The organism is Krasilnikoviella flava, from assembly GCF_900167525.1.
GTDB lineage: Bacteria > Actinomycetota > Actinomycetes > Actinomycetales > Cellulomonadaceae > Isoptericola > Isoptericola flavus.
The window spans coordinates 701,973-717,451 of sequence record NZ_FUZQ01000001.1 but is presented as its reverse complement, the minus strand read 5'-3'; the positions used below and the strand labels follow the sequence as shown (position 1 = coordinate 717,451).

General features: G+C 74.5%; 12 protein-coding genes and 1 tRNA gene. 6 read left to right on the top strand and 7 right to left on the bottom strand.

All coding sequences use genetic code 11. The features are described 5' to 3' along the window. Window positions 1–8 precede the first annotated feature (8 nt). Entirely contained in the window at window positions 9–1,427 is a 1,419-nt protein-coding gene (locus tag B5Y66_RS03010; RefSeq protein ID WP_245806888.1) for a D-arabinono-1,4-lactone oxidase, read from the bottom strand. Window positions 1,428–1,551: 124 nt separating this feature from the next. Here B5Y66_RS03010 and B5Y66_RS03005 point away from each other — a divergent pair, with 124 nt between their 5' ends. The 3 genes from B5Y66_RS03005 to rlmB all read left to right on the top strand — a co-directional run bounded on the left by B5Y66_RS03005 (window position 1,552) and on the right by rlmB (window position 5,245). After that, window positions 1,552–2,739: an alanine racemase gene (locus B5Y66_RS03005; protein WP_079570743.1), complete on the top strand. Its 1,188-nt coding sequence runs from the start codon at window positions 1,552–1,554 to the stop codon at window positions 2,737–2,739. A gap of 24 nt (window positions 2,740–2,763) precedes the next feature. Further along, window positions 2,764–4,188, top strand: a complete 1,425-nt coding sequence (cysS, locus tag B5Y66_RS03000; RefSeq protein ID WP_079570740.1) for a cysteine--tRNA ligase — start codon at window positions 2,764–2,766, stop codon at window positions 4,186–4,188. A gap of 67 nt (window positions 4,189–4,255) precedes the next feature. Continuing rightward, window positions 4,256–5,245 (top strand): 23S rRNA (guanosine(2251)-2'-O)-methyltransferase RlmB, encoded by a 990-nt coding sequence (gene rlmB, locus B5Y66_RS02995; RefSeq protein WP_079570737.1) that lies wholly within the window; start codon window positions 4,256–4,258, stop codon window positions 5,243–5,245. A 69-nt stretch (window positions 5,246–5,314) separates the two neighbouring features. On the opposite strand, the gene B5Y66_RS02990 is transcribed toward rlmB, so the two are convergent. The 4 genes from B5Y66_RS02990 to B5Y66_RS02975 all read right to left on the bottom strand — a co-directional run bounded on the left by B5Y66_RS02990 (window position 5,315) and on the right by B5Y66_RS02975 (window position 10,395). Then, window positions 5,315–6,610 carry a DUF4032 domain-containing protein gene (locus tag B5Y66_RS02990; protein WP_079570734.1) on the bottom strand — a complete coding sequence of 432 codons (1,296 nt, stop codon included), beginning with the start codon at window positions 6,608–6,610 and terminating at the stop codon, window positions 5,315–5,317. A gap of 106 nt (window positions 6,611–6,716) precedes the next feature. Next, a complete protein-coding gene (locus B5Y66_RS02985; RefSeq protein ID WP_079570731.1) occupies window positions 6,717–7,841 on the bottom strand; it encodes an ABC transporter ATP-binding protein in 1,125 nt (374 codons plus the stop codon). 218 nt (window positions 7,842–8,059) lie between these two features. Then, window positions 8,060–8,917: a trehalose-phosphatase gene (gene otsB / locus B5Y66_RS02980; protein ID WP_079571740.1), complete on the bottom strand. Its 858-nt coding sequence runs from the start codon at window positions 8,915–8,917 to the stop codon at window positions 8,060–8,062. Window positions 8,918–8,928: 11 nt separating this feature from the next. Next, entirely contained in the window at window positions 8,929–10,395 is a 1,467-nt protein-coding gene (locus B5Y66_RS02975) for an alpha,alpha-trehalose-phosphate synthase (UDP-forming) (protein WP_176168759.1), read from the bottom strand. A gap of 219 nt (window positions 10,396–10,614) precedes the next feature. Here B5Y66_RS02975 and B5Y66_RS02970 point away from each other — a divergent pair, with 219 nt between their 5' ends. The 3 genes from B5Y66_RS02970 (at window position 10,615) to B5Y66_RS02960 (ending at window position 13,707) form a co-directional block, all read left to right on the top strand. Next, the gene (locus B5Y66_RS02970) at window positions 10,615–12,612 is read left to right on the top strand and encodes a serine/threonine-protein kinase (RefSeq protein WP_245806887.1); all 1,998 of its coding nucleotides are present in this window, start codon (window positions 10,615–10,617) and stop codon (window positions 12,610–12,612) included. Between the two features lie 58 nt (window positions 12,613–12,670). Next, window positions 12,671–13,582 (top strand): DsbA family protein, encoded by a 912-nt coding sequence (locus tag B5Y66_RS02965; RefSeq protein ID WP_245806886.1) that lies wholly within the window; start codon window positions 12,671–12,673, stop codon window positions 13,580–13,582. A gap of 49 nt (window positions 13,583–13,631) precedes the next feature. Continuing rightward, window positions 13,632–13,707 (top strand) — tRNA-Thr (locus B5Y66_RS02960). 1 nt (window position 13,708) lies between these two features. On the opposite strand, the gene B5Y66_RS02955 is transcribed toward B5Y66_RS02960, so the two are convergent. Next, window positions 13,709–14,590, bottom strand: coding sequence for an SGNH/GDSL hydrolase family protein (locus B5Y66_RS02955; RefSeq protein ID WP_079570723.1), 882 nt, complete (start codon window positions 14,588–14,590; stop codon window positions 13,709–13,711). A gap of 78 nt (window positions 14,591–14,668) precedes the next feature. Next, window positions 14,669–15,319, bottom strand: coding sequence for a uracil-DNA glycosylase (locus B5Y66_RS02950; RefSeq protein WP_079571735.1), 651 nt, complete (start codon window positions 15,317–15,319; stop codon window positions 14,669–14,671). Window positions 15,320–15,479 lie beyond the last annotated feature (160 nt).

Below are 15,479 nucleotides of genomic sequence, written 5' to 3'. Positions count from 1 at the left end.
CCGGCGGCTCAGCCGGCGGCGACACCGAGGACGGTGTCGGTATAGGCGTTGCGGAAGACGCTGCCGGGGTCGACGTCGGCGCGCACCCGGGCGACGTCGTCGAGCGGGTAGTGGGCGGCGAGGCCCTCGGCCGTGCGGGTGTGCATCTTGCCCCAGTGGGGCCGCCCGCCGGCCGCGACGAAGATCTGCTCGGCGGCGCTGAAGTAGCGCTGGTGCGGCATCGGCGCGTACTGGTGCACCGCCACGTAGGCGGTCTCGCGGCCACGGGCCGTGGAGAGCCAGACGTCGTCGGCCGCGGCGAAGCGCACCTCGACCGGGAACGGGACGGGCTCGCCGGACGCGCGCAGCCAGGCGTCGAGCTCGTCGAGGACGCCGCGCAGCGCGGCGCGCGGCAGGGCGTACTCCATCTCGACGAAGCGCACCCGGCGGCGGGTGACGAACACGTCGGCCGACGGTGCCACGTACGTCTTGGCGCCGAGCGCCCGCGCGCTGACGGCGTTGAGCCGCGGCACCAGGCCCGGGGCAGCGAACGCCAGCCGGTTCACCACCTCGAAGGCGCCGTTGGACAGCACCTCCTCGTCCAGGAGGGCGCGGGCACGAGCGCCGGCGGTGCGCACGGCGCCGAGACCGCCGGCGCGGGCGGCGGCCCACGCCTCGATCTCGTCCACGGTCGCCCGGTTGTTGCGCTTGGTCAGGGCCCGGCGGGTGCCGGGGAACCAGTAGAACTCCGCGTGGTCGTTGCCGTCGACGTACTCGTCGAGCTCCTCGAGCACCCGGTCCAGCGGCCACGGCTCCTCCTGGGCCCGCAGCCAGAACGCCGGCACCACCTCGAGGGTCACGGCCGACAGCACGCCCGCGGCGCCGAGGCCGAGGCGGGCGAGCTCGAACAGCTCGCGGTCGGGGCTGCCCGGCGCCGCGGCGTCCGACGCGGACCGGACGGCGCCGTCGGCCGCGACCACCCGGACGCCGCGGACCTGCGTCGGGAGCCCGCCCAGGCGCGCGCCGGTGCCGTGCGTACCGGTGGAGATCGCGCCCGCGACCGACTGGCGGTCGATGTCGCCCAGGTTCCGCATCGCGAGGCCCAGCGCGGCGAGCAGCCGGTTGAGGTCGTGCAGCCGGGTGCCGGCGCGCACCGTGACGAGCGAGCTGCCGTCGGGCTGCGGCGCGACGGCCTCGATCCCGCTCAGGTGGTCCAGGCTCAGGTGGACGCCGTCGGTGACGGCCGCGCCGGTGAACGAGTGGCCGGCGCCCATCGCGCGCACGGTAAGGCCCTCGGCGGCGGCATCGGCGACGACGACGCCGAGCTCGCCCTCGTCGCGCGGCGCGACGCGGCGCGCGGGCTGCCAGGAGTGCGTGCCGCCCCAGGTGCGCAGCGGGGCGTCGGGGGTGGCGGGGGCCGGTGTGCGGGCGACGGTGCTCGGGGTCACGCGGCACACTCTGCCACGCACGGCCACCTGCGGGGATCCCCCTCCGGACGGACCTCGTGGGCCCGGGCGGGGCGGCGGCCCGCGGGCCGGACCGGGGGTGGTCGCGCCGGTGTAGCGTGCGGTCATGACCCTGACGGAGCGGCTGGCCGGCGCCACCGCGCACCTGCCGGCGCCCGTGGCCGTGGTCGATCTCGACGCCTTCGACGCCAACGCGGCCGACCTGCGCCGCCGGGCCCGCGACGTGCCGGTCCGGGTGGCGAGCAAGTCGGTCCGCGTGCGCTCGCTGGTCGGCCGCGCGCTCGACGCCGGGTTCCAGGGGGTCATGGCCTTCTCCCTCGCCGAGGCGCTGTGGCTCGTGCAGGAGGGGGTGCGTGACGTCCTCGTCGGCTACCCCACGGTGGACCGCGACGCCCTCGCCCGGCTCGCCGCGGACGCCGGCGCACGGCGCGAGGTCACCCTCATGGTCGACGACGTCGCCCAGCTCGCGCTCCTGGACGGCGCCCTGCGGTCCGCCGGCACGGCAGACCTGCCCGACGTCGCCGTCTGCCTGGACGTCGACGCGTCGTTGCGGCTCGAGGCAGGGCCGCTGCACGTGCACCTGGGCACCCGGCGCTCGCCGCTGCGCACCCCGGACCGCGCCGCGGCCCTCGCCCGCCGGGTCGAGGCCCAGCCCGGTGCGCGGCTGCGCGGCCTGATGTTCTACGAGGCGCAGGTCGCCGGCCTGCCCGACACCAACCCCGCGGTCCGGATCGTCAAGCGGCTGTCGGTGGCCGAGCTGGACCGCCGCCGTGCCGAGGTCGTCGAGGCCGTGCGAGCCGTCGTCGGGCACGGCGTGGAGCTGGTGAACTCCGGCGGGACGGGCTCGCTCGAGACGTCGTCGGCCGGCCCCGCCGTCACCGAGGTCACGGCGGGCTCCGGGCTGTTCGTCCCCGGCCTGTTCGACGGGTACCGCTCCTTCGACCCGCGGCCCGCGGCGTTCTTCGGGCTCGACGTGGCGCGCGTCCCCGCGCCGGGCTGGGCGACGGCCTTCGGCGGCGGGTACGTGGCGTCCGGCCCCGCGGGGCGCTCGCGGCTGCCGCGGGTCGCGACACCCGGCTGGTCGCTCACCGGCACGGAGGGCGCGGGGGAGGTCATGACGCCGCTGCGGCGCCGCCGCGGCGCGCCGCCCCTCGGCGTCGGGGACCGGGTGTGGCTACGGCACGCCAAGGCGGGCGAGCTCATGGAGCGGTTCGACGTGGTCCACCTGGTGCGCGGCGACGAGATCGTCGAGTCCGTCCCCACGTACCGCGGCGAGGGGCGCACCTTCGGCTGAGGGGCCGGCCGGTACGCTGGTCCGGTGAGCCTGCGCCTGTACGACACCGCGACGCGCGACGTGCGCGACTTCGTCCCCGTGACCCCGGGCGAGGTCGGCATCTACCTGTGTGGCGCCACGGTGCAGGCCTCGCCCCACATCGGCCACCTGCGGCCCGTCATCGCGTTCGACGTGCTGCGCCGTTGGCTGGAGCGCTCGGGCCTGCGGGTCACGCTGATCCGCAACGTCACCGACATCGAGGACAAGATCCTCGCCAAGGCCGCCGCGGCGGGCGTCGAGTGGTGGGCCCACGCGGCCACCCACGAGCGGCAGTTCACCCGGGCCTACGACGCCCTCGGCGTCCTGCCGCCGACCTACGAGCCGCGGGCCACCGGCCACGTGCCCGACATGGCGGAGCTCATGCAGCGGCTCGTGGACCGCGGCCACGCCTACGCCACCAGCCCCGGCGACGTCTGGTTCGACGTGCGGTCGTGGCCCGCCTACGGCGAGCTGACACGGCAGCGCCTGGAGGACCTGAACCCGGAGCCGGCCGACGGCGACGTCGCGGCCGCCGCCAAGCACGACCCGCACGACTTCGCACTGTGGAAGGCGCCGAAGCCGGGCGAGCCGGAGACGGCCTCGTGGGACACGCCCTTCGGACGCGGCCGCCCCGGCTGGCACCTCGAGTGCTCCGCCATGGCCCGCCGCTACCTGGGCGACGTCTTCGACATCCACGGCGGCGGCCTGGACCTCCGGTTCCCGCACCACGAGAACGAGCAGGCGCAGTCGCGCGCGGCCGGGTACGGCTTCGCGCAGCGCTGGATGCACTGCGCCTGGGTCACCCAGCAGGGCGTCAAGATGAGCAAGTCGCTCGGCAACGGGCTCCTCGTCTCCGAGCTGCTCGCCCAGGCGCCCGCGCCCGTGATCCGCTACGCGCTGGCCGCCGTGCAGTACCGGTCGATGCTCGAATGGTCTCCCGACACCCTCGACGAGGCCCGCACCACCTGGGAGCGCCTGACCGGCTTCGTGGAGCGCGCCACCGAGCGCGTCGGCGGCGTCCCCGCGGACGAGGTCGCGAAGGCCGAGCTGCCGGCGGCGTTCGTCGAGTCCATGGACGACGACCTCAACGTGCCCGCCGCGCTCGCGGTCGTGCACGAGCACCTGCGTGCCGGCAACAGCGCCCTCGCGTCGCGCGACGACGCCGCGGCGCGGGCGGAGCTCGTCGCCCTGCGCGGCATGCTCGACGTCCTGGGCCTCGACCCGCTCGACCCCCGGTGGGCCGCCGGCGCCGACGACTCGAAGGCACGCACCGCCCTGGAGTCGCTCGTCGCCGCGGAGCTCGACGCCCGCGTCGCCGCGCGGGCGGAGAAGAACTGGGCCACCAGCGACGCCATCCGCGACCGCCTCGCGGCGGCCGGCGTCGTCGTGCAGGACTCCGCCGACGGCGCCCGCTGGACGCTGACCGACTGACACCGCCGGTTGAGCCTGTCGGAAGCAGGTCTCGACAGGCTCGACCGACGCTGAGAGAAGAGACACCATGGCAGGCAACACCCGGCGCCCCGGCGCCGTTCGCAAGGCCGGCAGCAAGAAGGGCGCGCAGGTCGGCACCGGCGGCCACAGCCGCAAGGGCCTCGAGGGCAAGGGGCCGACGCCGAAGGCCGAGGACCGCACCTACCACCCGGCGTACAAGCGCAAGGTGGCGGCCGAGAAGCGCGAGACCGTGCAGGCGCAGAAGGGTGCCAGCAAGGGGGTCGTGCGCGGTACCCGGCGTCCCACCGGCGGCGCCGAGGTCGTCGCAGGTCGCAACGCCGTGCTCGAGGCGCTGCGCAACGACGTCCCCGTCACGGCCGTGCACCTCGCCGCCCGCGTCGACCACGACGACCGCACCCGCGAGATCCTCGAGCTCGCCTCCGCGCGCAGCGTGCAGCTGCTCGAGGTGAGCCGCACGGAGCTCGACCACCTCACCGAGGGCTCCGTGCACCAGGGTGTCGCCGCGCAGGTGCCGCCGTACGACTACGCCGACGTCGAGGACCTGCTCGACGCCGCCGCGGCGGCCGGGCAGGCCCCGCTGATCGTCGCGCTCGACGGCGTGACCGACCCCCGGAACCTGGGTGCCGTGCTCCGCTCCGCCGGCGCGTTCGGCGCGCACGGCGTCATGGTGCCGTCGCGCCGCTCCGCGGGCGTCACCGCCTCGGCGTGGAAGGTCTCCGCGGGGGCGGCCGCCCGCGTGCCGGTGGCCAAGGTGACGAACCTGGCTCGCGCGCTCACCGACCTCAAGAAGTCCGGGGCGTTCGTCGTCGGCCTCGACGCCGGCGGCGACACCGCCGTGCGCGACCTGGCCTTCGCCACCGACCCGCTGGTCCTCGTCGTCGGCTCCGAGGGGCACGGGCTCTCCCGACTCGTCCGCGAGACCTGTGACGCCGTGGCGTCCATCCCCATCTCGTCCGACGTCGAGTCGCTCAACGCCGGCGTCGCCGCGGGGATCACTCTGTACGAGGTGGCCCAGGCCCGCGCCGCTGCCGAGTAGTCCGCCCGGTCGGTCGGGCCTGACGAGACCGCGTGCCGGTCTCGACGGGCTCGACCAGCGGCGTGGCCGTCAGGTCGACAGGTGGAAGTGGTCGTCCTCCGGGGCGGAGTCGGGCCCGGCGTCGACGTCGGCGTCGAGGTCCTGCTCACCGGGCGGGGCGCCGAGGATGGCCTTCTCGTCCGGGCGGTGCCGCAGCACGTGCTCGACGTAGGACGCCGTCGCCTCGGGCATCGGGACGTCACGTCCTGCCTGCTCGGAGATGAACCAGCGGTGGTCGAGGATCTCGTGGAACAGCTGCGCCGGCTCGAGCTTGCGGCGCAGGTCGCGGGGGACGGCGCGGATGGTGGGCTGGAAGATGTTCTGCGACCAGTCGTGCGCGACCATCTGCGGGTCGTCCTCCTGGCGGTCCGTCGCGGCCACGTAGGAGTCGAGGTCGTTGAGCAGGCGACGGGCCTGGTTGTCCTGCACGTCGAGCCCGGTGAGGCGGAACAGGCGCCGCGAGTGGTGGCCGGCGTCGACCACCTGCGGCTGGATGCGCACCGTGGTGCCGTCGATGTCGGTGGTGATCGACAGCTCGCCGACGTCGAAGCCCAGGTCGTTGAGCCGGTCGATGCGCGCCGCGACCCGCCAGCGCTCGTCGGAGCCGAACGACTCGACCCCCGTGAGGGCCTCCCACAGCTCCGCGTACCGGGAGACGAGGGCGTCGCCGATCGCCAGCTCGTCCACGTCCTCGTCGAGCAGCTCGCCCGCCGCGAGGTCCATGAGCTCGCCGATGATGTTGGTGCGGGCCAGGTCGACGTCGTACTCGCGCTGCCCGCGGGACAGCTCGCGGTGCAGGTCGCCGGTCTCGGCGTCCACCAGGTAGGCCGCGAACTGGTGCGCGTCGCGCCGGAACAGGGTGTTCGAGAGCGAGACGTCGCCCCAGTAGAAGCCGACCAGGTGCAGGCGGACCAGCAGGACGGCGAGCGCGTCGATGAGGCGGGCCGCCGTGTCGGGGCGCAGGGCCTGGCTGAAGACCGCGCGGTAGGGCAGCGAGAACGCGAGGTGCTCGGTGACGAGCGCCGCCTCGAGCGGCTCGCCGTCGTCGTCCAGGCGACCCGTCACGACGCCCACCGGCCGCACGGCCGGGATCTCGAGCTTGCGCAGCTGGCGCAGCAGGTCGTACTCGCGGAACGCGACGGCCTCGCTGATCTCCTTGATCGCGAGCACCCGCCCGTCGAGACGCACGAACCGCACGACGTGGCGCGAGATGCCGCGCGGGAGCGCGGCGAGCACGTCCGCCGGCCAGTCGGCCAAGGGGGTGCGCCACGGCAGGTCGAGCAGCGCGGAGTCCGGCGCCGCCGAGGTGATCTGCAGCTGTTCCACGTCGCTCCAGGTCTCGAGGGAGAGGGCAGGGGCCCGGTGCGCCAGGTTACGCGACGAGGGGCGGGCCCGGCAGCAGCCGGACCCGCCCCTCGGGCGTTGCGGTGACTCAGCTCAGGCGGTTGCCCGTCGCGGCCGAGAACACGTGCGACTGGCCCGGCTTGATCGTCACGGAGATCGTGTCGCCCTTCATGGGGACGTTCCGCGGGTCGATGCGCACGATGACCTGGTTGTCGCCGGCGCCCGAGCGGACCTCGGCCTCCTCGGCGGCGGGGCCGACCAGCGTGCCGTAGACGAACGCGTCCGAGCCGAGCTCCTCGACCAGGTTCACCGCGACCGGCATCGAGTTCTCGGTGCCCTGGGGCACGACGTCGAGAGCCTCGGGGCGGAACCCGATCGTGATCTTGCCGCCGTCGGCGTCGGTGAGCTGCTCGACGACCGAGCGCTCGAGCGGCACGCGCGCGGCGCCGACGTGCGCCACGCCGTCGTCCACCTTGAAGGTGGCGATGTTCATCGCCGGCGAGCCGATGAAGCCCGCGACGAAGACGTTGGCCGGGGTGTCGTACATCTCGCGCGGGGTGCCGACCTGCTGCAGCAGACCGCCCTTGAGCACCGCGATGCGGTCGCCCATGGTGAGGGCCTCGGTCTGGTCGTGCGTCACGTAGACCGTCGTGACGCCGAGGCGGCGCTGGAGCGACGCGATCTGCGTACGGGTCTGGACGCGGAGCTTGGCGTCGAGGTTCGACAGCGGCTCGTCCATGAGGAACACCTGCGGCTGGCGCACGATGGCGCGGCCCATGGCGACACGCTGACGCTGACCACCGGAGAGCGCCTTCGGCTTGCGGTCGAGGTACTCGGTGAGGTCGAGGATCTTGGCAGCCTCCTCGACACGCTCGCGGATCTCGGCCTTCGGCTTGCCCGCGATCTTCAGGGCGAAGCCCATGTTGTCCGCCACCGACATGTGCGGGTACAGCGCGTAGTTCTGGAACACCATCGCGATGTCGCGGTCCTTCGGCTGGACGTCAGTGACGTCGCGGTCGCCGATGAGGATGCTGCCGCCGTTGACGTCCTCCAGGCCGGCGAGCATGCGCAGCGAGGTGGACTTGCCGCAGCCCGAGGGGCCGACGAGAACGAGGAACTCGCCGTCCTCGACGTGCAGGTTGAGCTGGTCGACAGCCGGGCGCTCGGTGCCCGGGTAGACGCGCGTCGCGTGGTCGAAAGTGACCGTTGCCATGGTTGCTTCCCTCTCCACCGGCAGGTACGTGCCGGACGATCCGTTGTGGGTAGGTGCCGTTGCGCTCTCACGACTGGCGTGTCGGCGGTGACACATTCTGTTGTCGCGCGCACCGGGGGCTGGGCCGGAGGCCTGGCTCGGTGTGCCGGGTCGATCGTACATGCCCGTGACGTGAGTTCTGACACACGGCTGGTCAGGGCCCCGGAGGGGCCGGGAGCTCAGCCGTCGAGGGCGTCCGCGAGCCGTTCCAGGAGGTCCGCGAGCGCGTCCGCATCGGCCACGCGCTCGGTCGCGAGCGTGGACCCGGGGCCCACCTTGACGCCCAGGTCGTCCGGCCCGAGCACCTCGAACGCGGCCTCGTCGGTGGTGTCGTCGCCGGCGTACAGGACGAGCGCCCGGAGGCGGTCGTCGCCCTCCTCCAGCTCCTCGCGCAGCCGCTCGACCGCGATCCCCTTGGACGTGGCCACGACCGCGATCTCGACGACGTCCTTGCCGTGCATGGCATGCAGCCCGAGCCGCGCGGCCACCGCGTCGGCGTCGGCCGCGGCGGCGCGCGCGTCGTCCGCGCCGCAGAGACGCGTGTGCAGGACGGCAGCGCTGGGCTTGTCCTGCACCCACGCGCCGCGACGGCCGTCCACGGCGTCCTGGAGGCCCTCGCGCAGCCGCTCCAGGGCGTCGACCTGCGCGTCCGTGAGGCGCAGCGGCACGGCATCCACGCCGTGCACCGTGACCCGGCCGGTCTCCGCGCCGTGGCTCCCGACCAGGTAGGTGCCGGCAGGCGCCCCGGACCGGGCGGCCAGGTCGGTGAGGTTGCGGCCGGACACGAGCGCGAGCCGCAGCTCGTCGCCGTCCGGCGGCGCAGGCCGGGCCGCGAGCGAGGCGAGCCGGTCGACGGCCGCCCGCGCCGCCGGCGTCATCGTCGAGGCGGACGGGTCGTCGACCAGCGGCGCGAGCGTCCCGTCGAAGTCGAGCGCCACGAGCCGCGCGCAGCGGGCCGGCACGTGGTCCGGCCGGCCGGCGAAGCGGAGCGCCGCGGCCAGCGCCGACGGCGGCACCGCCGGTTCCGCGTCGCTCACCTGTGCCCCGCTCACCCGTGGCTCGAGCGGGGCGGCATGGCGGTGAGCACGCCGAGGAACGTCTCGGACCACTTCGCGACGTCGTCGGCCATCACCTTGCGGCGCAGCCGGCGCATGCGGCGCCGCTGCTCGCGCGGGGGCAGGTTGGCCGCGACGACGATGGCGTCCTTCATCCCGTCGATGTCGTGGGGGTTGACCAGCAGCGGCCCGGGCGCGAGCTCGTCGGCGGCGCCGGTGAACTCGCTGAGCACCAGCACCCCCTGCTCGTCCGACCGTGCCGCGATGTACTCCTTCGCGACGAGGTTCATGCCGTCGCGCAGCGAGGTCACGAGCATGACGTCGGCCGCGAGGTACAGGGCGGCCATCTCGTCGGGCGGGTAGGAGTGGTGCAGGTAGTGGATCGCCGAGTGCCCGAGCTCGCCGTACTCGCCGTTGATGCGGCCCACGAGCCCCTCGACGTGCTCGCGCAGGCTCTGGTACGCCCCGACGTTCTCGCGGCTCGGGCTCGCGACCTGCACCAGCGTGCAGTGCTCGACGTCGAGCCGGCCGTCCTGCAGCAGCTCGCCGTACGCCTTGATGCGGTGCCGGATGCCCTTGGTGTAGTCGAGGCGGTCGACGCCCAGCATCATGATCTTCGGGTCGCCCAGGTCGGTGCGGATCTCCTTGGCGCGGGCCTGCACCTCGGGCCGACGCGCGAGCGCGTCGAAGTGGTGGGAGTCGATCGAGATGGGGAACGCCGCGGCGCGCACGTGCCGCGCGGGTCGACCGTCGTCCTCCGCGACCGTGATGATGGGCCCGCGGGTGGTGTGCTTGGTGAGCCGGCGCACGGAGCGCACGAAGTTCGAGGCGTCGCCGCCGCGCTGGAAGCCGATGAGGTCGGCGCCCAGCAGGCCCTCGACGATCTGCGTGCGCCACGGCAGCTGCTGGAACAGCTCCACCGCGGGGAACGGGATGTGGTCGAAGAACCCGATCCGCAGGTCGGGCCGCAGCTCGCGGAGCATCTTCGGGACCAGCTGGAGCTGATAGTCGTGCACCCACACGACGGCGTTCTCGGCCGCCTGCGCGGCCGCGGCCTCGGCGAACCGGCGGTTGACCCGGCGATACGCGTCCCACCACTGCCGGTGGTACGTCGGGGGCGAGATGACGTCGTGGTACAGGGGCCAGAGGGTGTCGTTGGAGAACCCCTCGTAGTACCGCTCGATGTCGCTCTGGCTCAGGGTGACCGGCACCAGGAGCATCCCGTCGGCCTCGAACGGCTCGTGCTCGAGCTCGGGGGCGCCGGACCAGCCGACCCATGCGCCGTCCGCCTCGCGCATCACCGGCTCGAGGGCGGTGACGAGCCCGCCGGGGGACCGGTGCCAGTCCACCCCGCCGTCGTCGTCGACCGTGAAGTCGACGGGGAGCCGGTTGGCGACGACGACCAGGTCGTACCCGTCGCCCTTCCGGCGGTGGCTGCTTGACGAACCTTTGCCTGTCAAGGGACCTCTCTCCACGAGTTCTGCAGGACTCCGTAGGACAACGTCCTCCCCGGACAGGGTACCGACGCGGCATCAGCCTCGCCCCGGCGGGGGCGGACGTCACCCGTTCGTCGTCCACCCGAACCTGACCTGGACCCTGCTCGCGACCCGTCCGTGACCTGTCCCGGACCCGCGCGGCACGGCGCGCCGGGGGAGTCCTGGACGACTACGGTGTGCCCCATGGGCGAGGTCGACGCGATGCAGGTCCCGGGGCGGACCCCGGTACCGGGCCCGCCGTCGGCCGCGCGCGACGGCGCAGCCCACGACGACGGTGCAGGGCACGAGGACGGCGCAGCGCAGGAGGGTCGCGTGGCGCGCGCGGGCCGGACCGTGCGCGACGGCGGCCTTGCCGAGGGCGCGGAGGTCGGCGGGTACACCGTGGTCCGGCCGCTCGGGAGCGGCGCGATGGGCGCCGTCTATGAGGCGGTCGACGGCGGCGGCGGCCGGGTCGCGCTCAAGGTGCTGCACGCGCACGTCGACGCGGAACCCGCCGGCCGGGAGCGGCTGCGGCGCGAGGCCGCGGCACTCCAACGGCTGCGGCACCCCGCCGTCGCGCAGGTGCTCGACGCCGAGCTCGAGGGCCCGTACGCGTTCGTCGTGACGGAGCTGGTGGACGGCGTCACCCTCGAGGAGGAAGTGGACGAGCGCGGCGCGCTCGACGCCGCCGACGTCTTCTCCCTCGCCGACCAGCTCGCCGCCGCCCTCGAGGCGGTGCACGACGCGGGCGTCGTGCACCGCGACCTCAAGCCCTCCAACGTGATGATCACCGCCCAGGGGCCGGTGCTCATCGACTTCGGCATCGCGCAGGGGCCGGGCGACGCCCGGACCACGTCGGCGGGGTTCGTCATGGGCACGCCCGGCTACATCGCGCCGGAGCTGCTCGACGGCGGCGCCCCCGGCGCGGAGACCGACTGGTGGAGCTGGGCCGCCCTGCTCTCGTTCGCCGCGACCGGCCGCTCGCCCTTCGGCGTCCGGCCCACCGAGCTCGTGCTGCGCCGCTCGCGGGAGGGTCGGCCCGACCTCCACGGCGTGCCGGCCCGCACCGCGCGGGCGCTCGCGGGCGCGCTGCAGGCCGACCCGGCGCTCCGCTGGGGGCCCACCGAGGTGGCGACCGCCCTGCGCCGGGACCTCGACGACGCCCTGGGCGGCGCCCCCGACCCGTGGGCCGGGCCTGACGCCACCCAGCGGATCGCGCAGTCCGCGGAGTCGCAGGCCGCCGAGACCCAGCGGGTGGGGCTGCCCACGCAGGTCGTGGCGGCCGCCGTGCCGGCGTCGTACGCGCCGACCGGCGCCGTCCCCGTCGCCCCCGGCTCGCCGCCGCCCCCGCCCCCCGTCGCTCCGGCGGGGACCGCCCCGTCGGTCGCCCCGGGTGTGCCGACCGGACCCGCCGACCCCGACGACCCCACGCAGACGATGACGGCGCTCGAGCGCGACCGGCTGCAGGCGCAGGACGGCGCGACCCGCGCCATCCCCGTCGGCGACGTCCGCTACAAGGGCTACGACGAGCTGGTCGAGGAGCTGCCGCCGGAGCCCCCCGGGCCGTATGTGCGGCCCGTGCACCCGCGCCGCACCGGGACCGCCGTCGCCGTCGCGCTGCCGCTCGTGGCCCTCGCGGCCACCCGGCCGCTCATCGGGTTCGGCGTGCTCGTGGCGCTCGTCCTCGTGTGCCGCACGGTCGCGACGTCGGGCGACCGGCTGCACACCCGCCGCGAGCACAAGGGCGTCCGCCGCTCCGACGGGCTGGTCGGCACGCTGCTGTTCCCCTGGCACGCGTTCCTGGGCGTCCTCGGGTCGATCCCCGCGGTCCTGGTCGGAGCGTGCGCCGGGCTGCTGACGCTGCTGGCCGGCTGGTGGTTGTTCGGCGCCGGGCACCTCATCCTGCTGCCCCGGGGAGACCTGGAGGCACGCTCCCAGGGCGGGATGAACGAGGACATCGTGTTCAACGGCGTGCTGGCCGGTGTGATGATCGTCGCGCTGCTGGCCACCTGGTTCGGGCCGGCCGGCGGTTCTGCGCGCGAGGGCGGCCGCATCGTCCTGGGGAAGATCGCGCCCGGCCGCATCGGCGCCGCCGTCGTCGTGGTCCTCTGCCTGGTGCTGACGGTGATCCTCGTCGCTCCCGTGCTCACCGAGCCCACGATCGAGTGGTGGCCGACCAGCGGGCCGCCCCAGATCCTCTGAGGGCGCGGCGGCCGGTCGCGCCCGTCGGTACCCGACGCCCAGCCCGACGAACTCCCAGGTGGCTTGGGTAGGCTTCGCCTCGTCCGGCGCCGACGCGCCGTCCCGCCCTCCCGAAGACCTCGAGGACACGATGCCGACGAACAACCCGAACATGTCCAAGGCGCAGCGCCGTGACGCGGCGCGTGCGGAGGCGCTCGCCCTGCGCGAGAAGGAGCAGGCGCGCGACAAGCGCAACCGGATCATCACCCTGTCGGTGCTGGCGGTCGCGCTGGTCGCCCTCGGCGTCGTCGTGTGGATGATCCTGCAGCAGGGCGCGAAGAAGAACGTCGACGACGTCCCCCTGGCGGACGTGACGATGCCCTCGACGGCGCAGGAGAACGGCGGCATCCCCGTCGGCGCCGACGGTGCGGCCGGGACCGAGAACGCCGGTGCGCCCGTCATCGACGTGTACCTCGACTACATGTGCCCCGTGTGCGGCCAGTTCGAGCAGACCAACGCCGCCGACATCGACACGATGGTCGCCGCCGGCGACGCGACCGTCGTCTACCACCCCGTCTCGATCCTCGACCGCCTGTCGGCCGGCACCGAGTACTCGACGCGCTCGGGCGCGGCCGCGGCGTACGTCGCCGACAAGGCGCCCGAGGCGTTCCCCGCGTTCCACGCGGCGCTCTTCACCAACCAGCCGGCGGAGAACTCCGAGGGGCTGACGGACGAGCAGCTCGCGTCGTACGCCGAGGAGGCGGGCGCACCCGCCGAGGTGGCGTCGGCCATCGAGGACGGCACGGCCCGTGAGACCTTCGGCCAGTACGTCTTCTCCGCCACGAACGCGGCGACCGCGGACGAGGCGCTCCAGAACCCGCAGTCGAAGTCGTTCGGCACGCCGACCGTCGTCGTGGACGGCACGCGTTTCGACGGCTGGGGCACCCAGGGGGCCCTCGGCGAGGCCGTCACCGCGGCTGCCGGCAGCTGACCGTCGCGCGGCACGGCCTGCCCGTCCCGGTAGGCTGTGCCGCGCTCCCGCCGCCTTAGCTCAGCTGGTAGAGCTCCCGTCTTGTAAACGGAAGGTCGTCGGTTCGAATCCGACAGGCGGCTCCACTCAGCCCCGCGGCCAGGCCGTGGGCTTGCCCCACTTGGGCTCGCGGCCGTCGCCGCTGGACGTGTGCTTGATGCGCCGCTGCACCCACGGGACCACGTGCGTGCGGGCCCACTGGGTGTTCCTGCGGGCGCGCTCCACGAAGGCCAGCGGCGGCAGCGGGTCGAGCGGGACAGCGAAGTCGGTGTCGTCGGGCTCCAGCCCGAGGCCGACGAGCGCTGCGTCGGCGACGCGCCGGTGGCCCTCGGGGGTCAGATGGATGCGGTCGTCGGACCACATGCGCAGGTCGAAGAGGGGGTTGAGGCCCCACAGGTCCAGCACGTGGGCGCCGTGCCGGCGCGCGATGGACCAGAGGTTCGCGTTGTACTGGCCGACCCGCCCGCGGGTCCAGCTCAGGCCGGCGCCGGCCTTGAAGCCGGTGCCGAGCAGCACGTCGGCTCCGGTCGCGCGGATCTTCGACACACCCTCCTCGAGCTGCGCGGAGAGCACGTCGATGTCGGCCTGGGGCCGCAGGATGTCGTTGCCGCCGCCCACGAACGAGACCAGGTCGGGGGACGCCGCGAGCGCGACGTCGACCTGCTCGTCGAGGATGTGGTGCAGCAGCCGGCCGCGGATCGCGAGGTTCGCGTACTCGAGCGGCGCCGCGCCGGCCGCCGTGCGGCGTGCCGAGAGCGCGTCGGCGAGGCGGTCCGCCCAGCCGCGCTGCTTCGCCGCCGACTCGGTGCCGCCGGGGGCCGGTGAGCCGTCGTCGAGCGGGTAGGGGTCCCACAGCCCCTCCGAGAACGAGTCGCCGATCGCGACGTACCGCGCCCAGGTGGGGGGCGTCGCGTCGGGGGTCGTGCCGTCAGGGGCCGGGGTGGAGTCCTGCGTGGTCACGTCCGCCATTGTGCTCCTCGTCCTGCGATGGGCGCTCGGGACGACGACGCCTGGCCTGTCCGGGGACGGCGCGCGTCGGGCCCGGCGTCAGGGCAGGCGCCAGTCCACGGGGGCGCCGCCCTGCGCCTCGAGGAGGGCGTTGACACGCGAGAACGGGCGAGAGCCGAAGAAGCCGCGGTACGCGGACAGCGGGCTCGGGTGGGCGCTCTCGACGCTCGGGACGTCGCCCAGCCACGGCTTGAGCGATGCCGCGTCGCGGCCCCAGAGGATGGCGACGAGCGGGCCGCCGCGCGCCACGAGCGCCTTGATCGCGGCCTCGGTGACCTGCTCCCAGCCCTTGCCGCGGTGCGACGCCGGGGTCCCCGGCCGCACGGTCAGCACGCGGTTGAGCAGCATGACGCCCTGGTCGGCCCAGGGGCGCAGGTCGCCGTTCGACGGCGTCGGCGCGCCGACGTCCTCCGCGAGCTCGGTGTAGATGTTCACCAGCGACCTGGGCACGGGGCGCACCTGCGGCTGCACCGAGAACGACAGCCCCATCGGGTGCCCGGGCGTGGGGTAGGGGTCCTGCCCGACGACGAGCACGCGCACGTCGGCGAGCGGCCGGGAGAACGCGGCGAAGATGTTCGGCCCCTCCGGCAGGTAGGTGCGGCCGGCCGCGACCTCGTCGCGCAGGAAGTCGCCCATCGCGTGGATCTGCGGCTCGACGTGGACCAGCGCCGCCGCCCAGTCGGACGCCATGACCTGGTCGAGGGGCGGCCGCTCCTGCGTCGTCGCGCCGGGGCTGCTCGTCGTCGGGGTGTCCACGCCGCGACGCTAGCGCACCCCGTCCGCGAGTTGTCAGAGTCGCGTGGGGGTAGAGGGCCACGTGACTCTGACAGGTTCCAGGGTGCGAGAGTTG

What these genes read in the sequence shown, in the direction of transcription:
- rlmB (WP_079570737.1), top strand. Translation starts at nt 4,256, where the DNA reads ATGGCAGGCAACACCCGGCGCCCCGGCGCCGTTCGCAAGGCCGGCAGC.
- B5Y66_RS02950 (WP_079571735.1), bottom strand. Translation starts at nt 15,319, where the DNA reads ATGGCGTCCGACTGGGCGGCGGCGCTGGTCCACGTCGAGCCGCAGATC.
- B5Y66_RS02970 (WP_245806887.1), top strand. Translation starts at nt 10,615, where the DNA reads ATGGGCGAGGTCGACGCGATGCAGGTCCCGGGGCGGACCCCGGTACCG.
- B5Y66_RS02955 (WP_079570723.1), bottom strand. Translation starts at nt 14,590, where the DNA reads ATGGCGGACGTGACCACGCAGGACTCCACCCCGGCCCCTGACGGCACG.
- B5Y66_RS03005 (WP_079570743.1), top strand. Translation starts at nt 1,552, where the DNA reads ATGACCCTGACGGAGCGGCTGGCCGGCGCCACCGCGCACCTGCCGGCG.
- B5Y66_RS02985 (WP_079570731.1), bottom strand. Translation starts at nt 7,841, where the DNA reads ATGGCAACGGTCACTTTCGACCACGCGACGCGCGTCTACCCGGGCACC.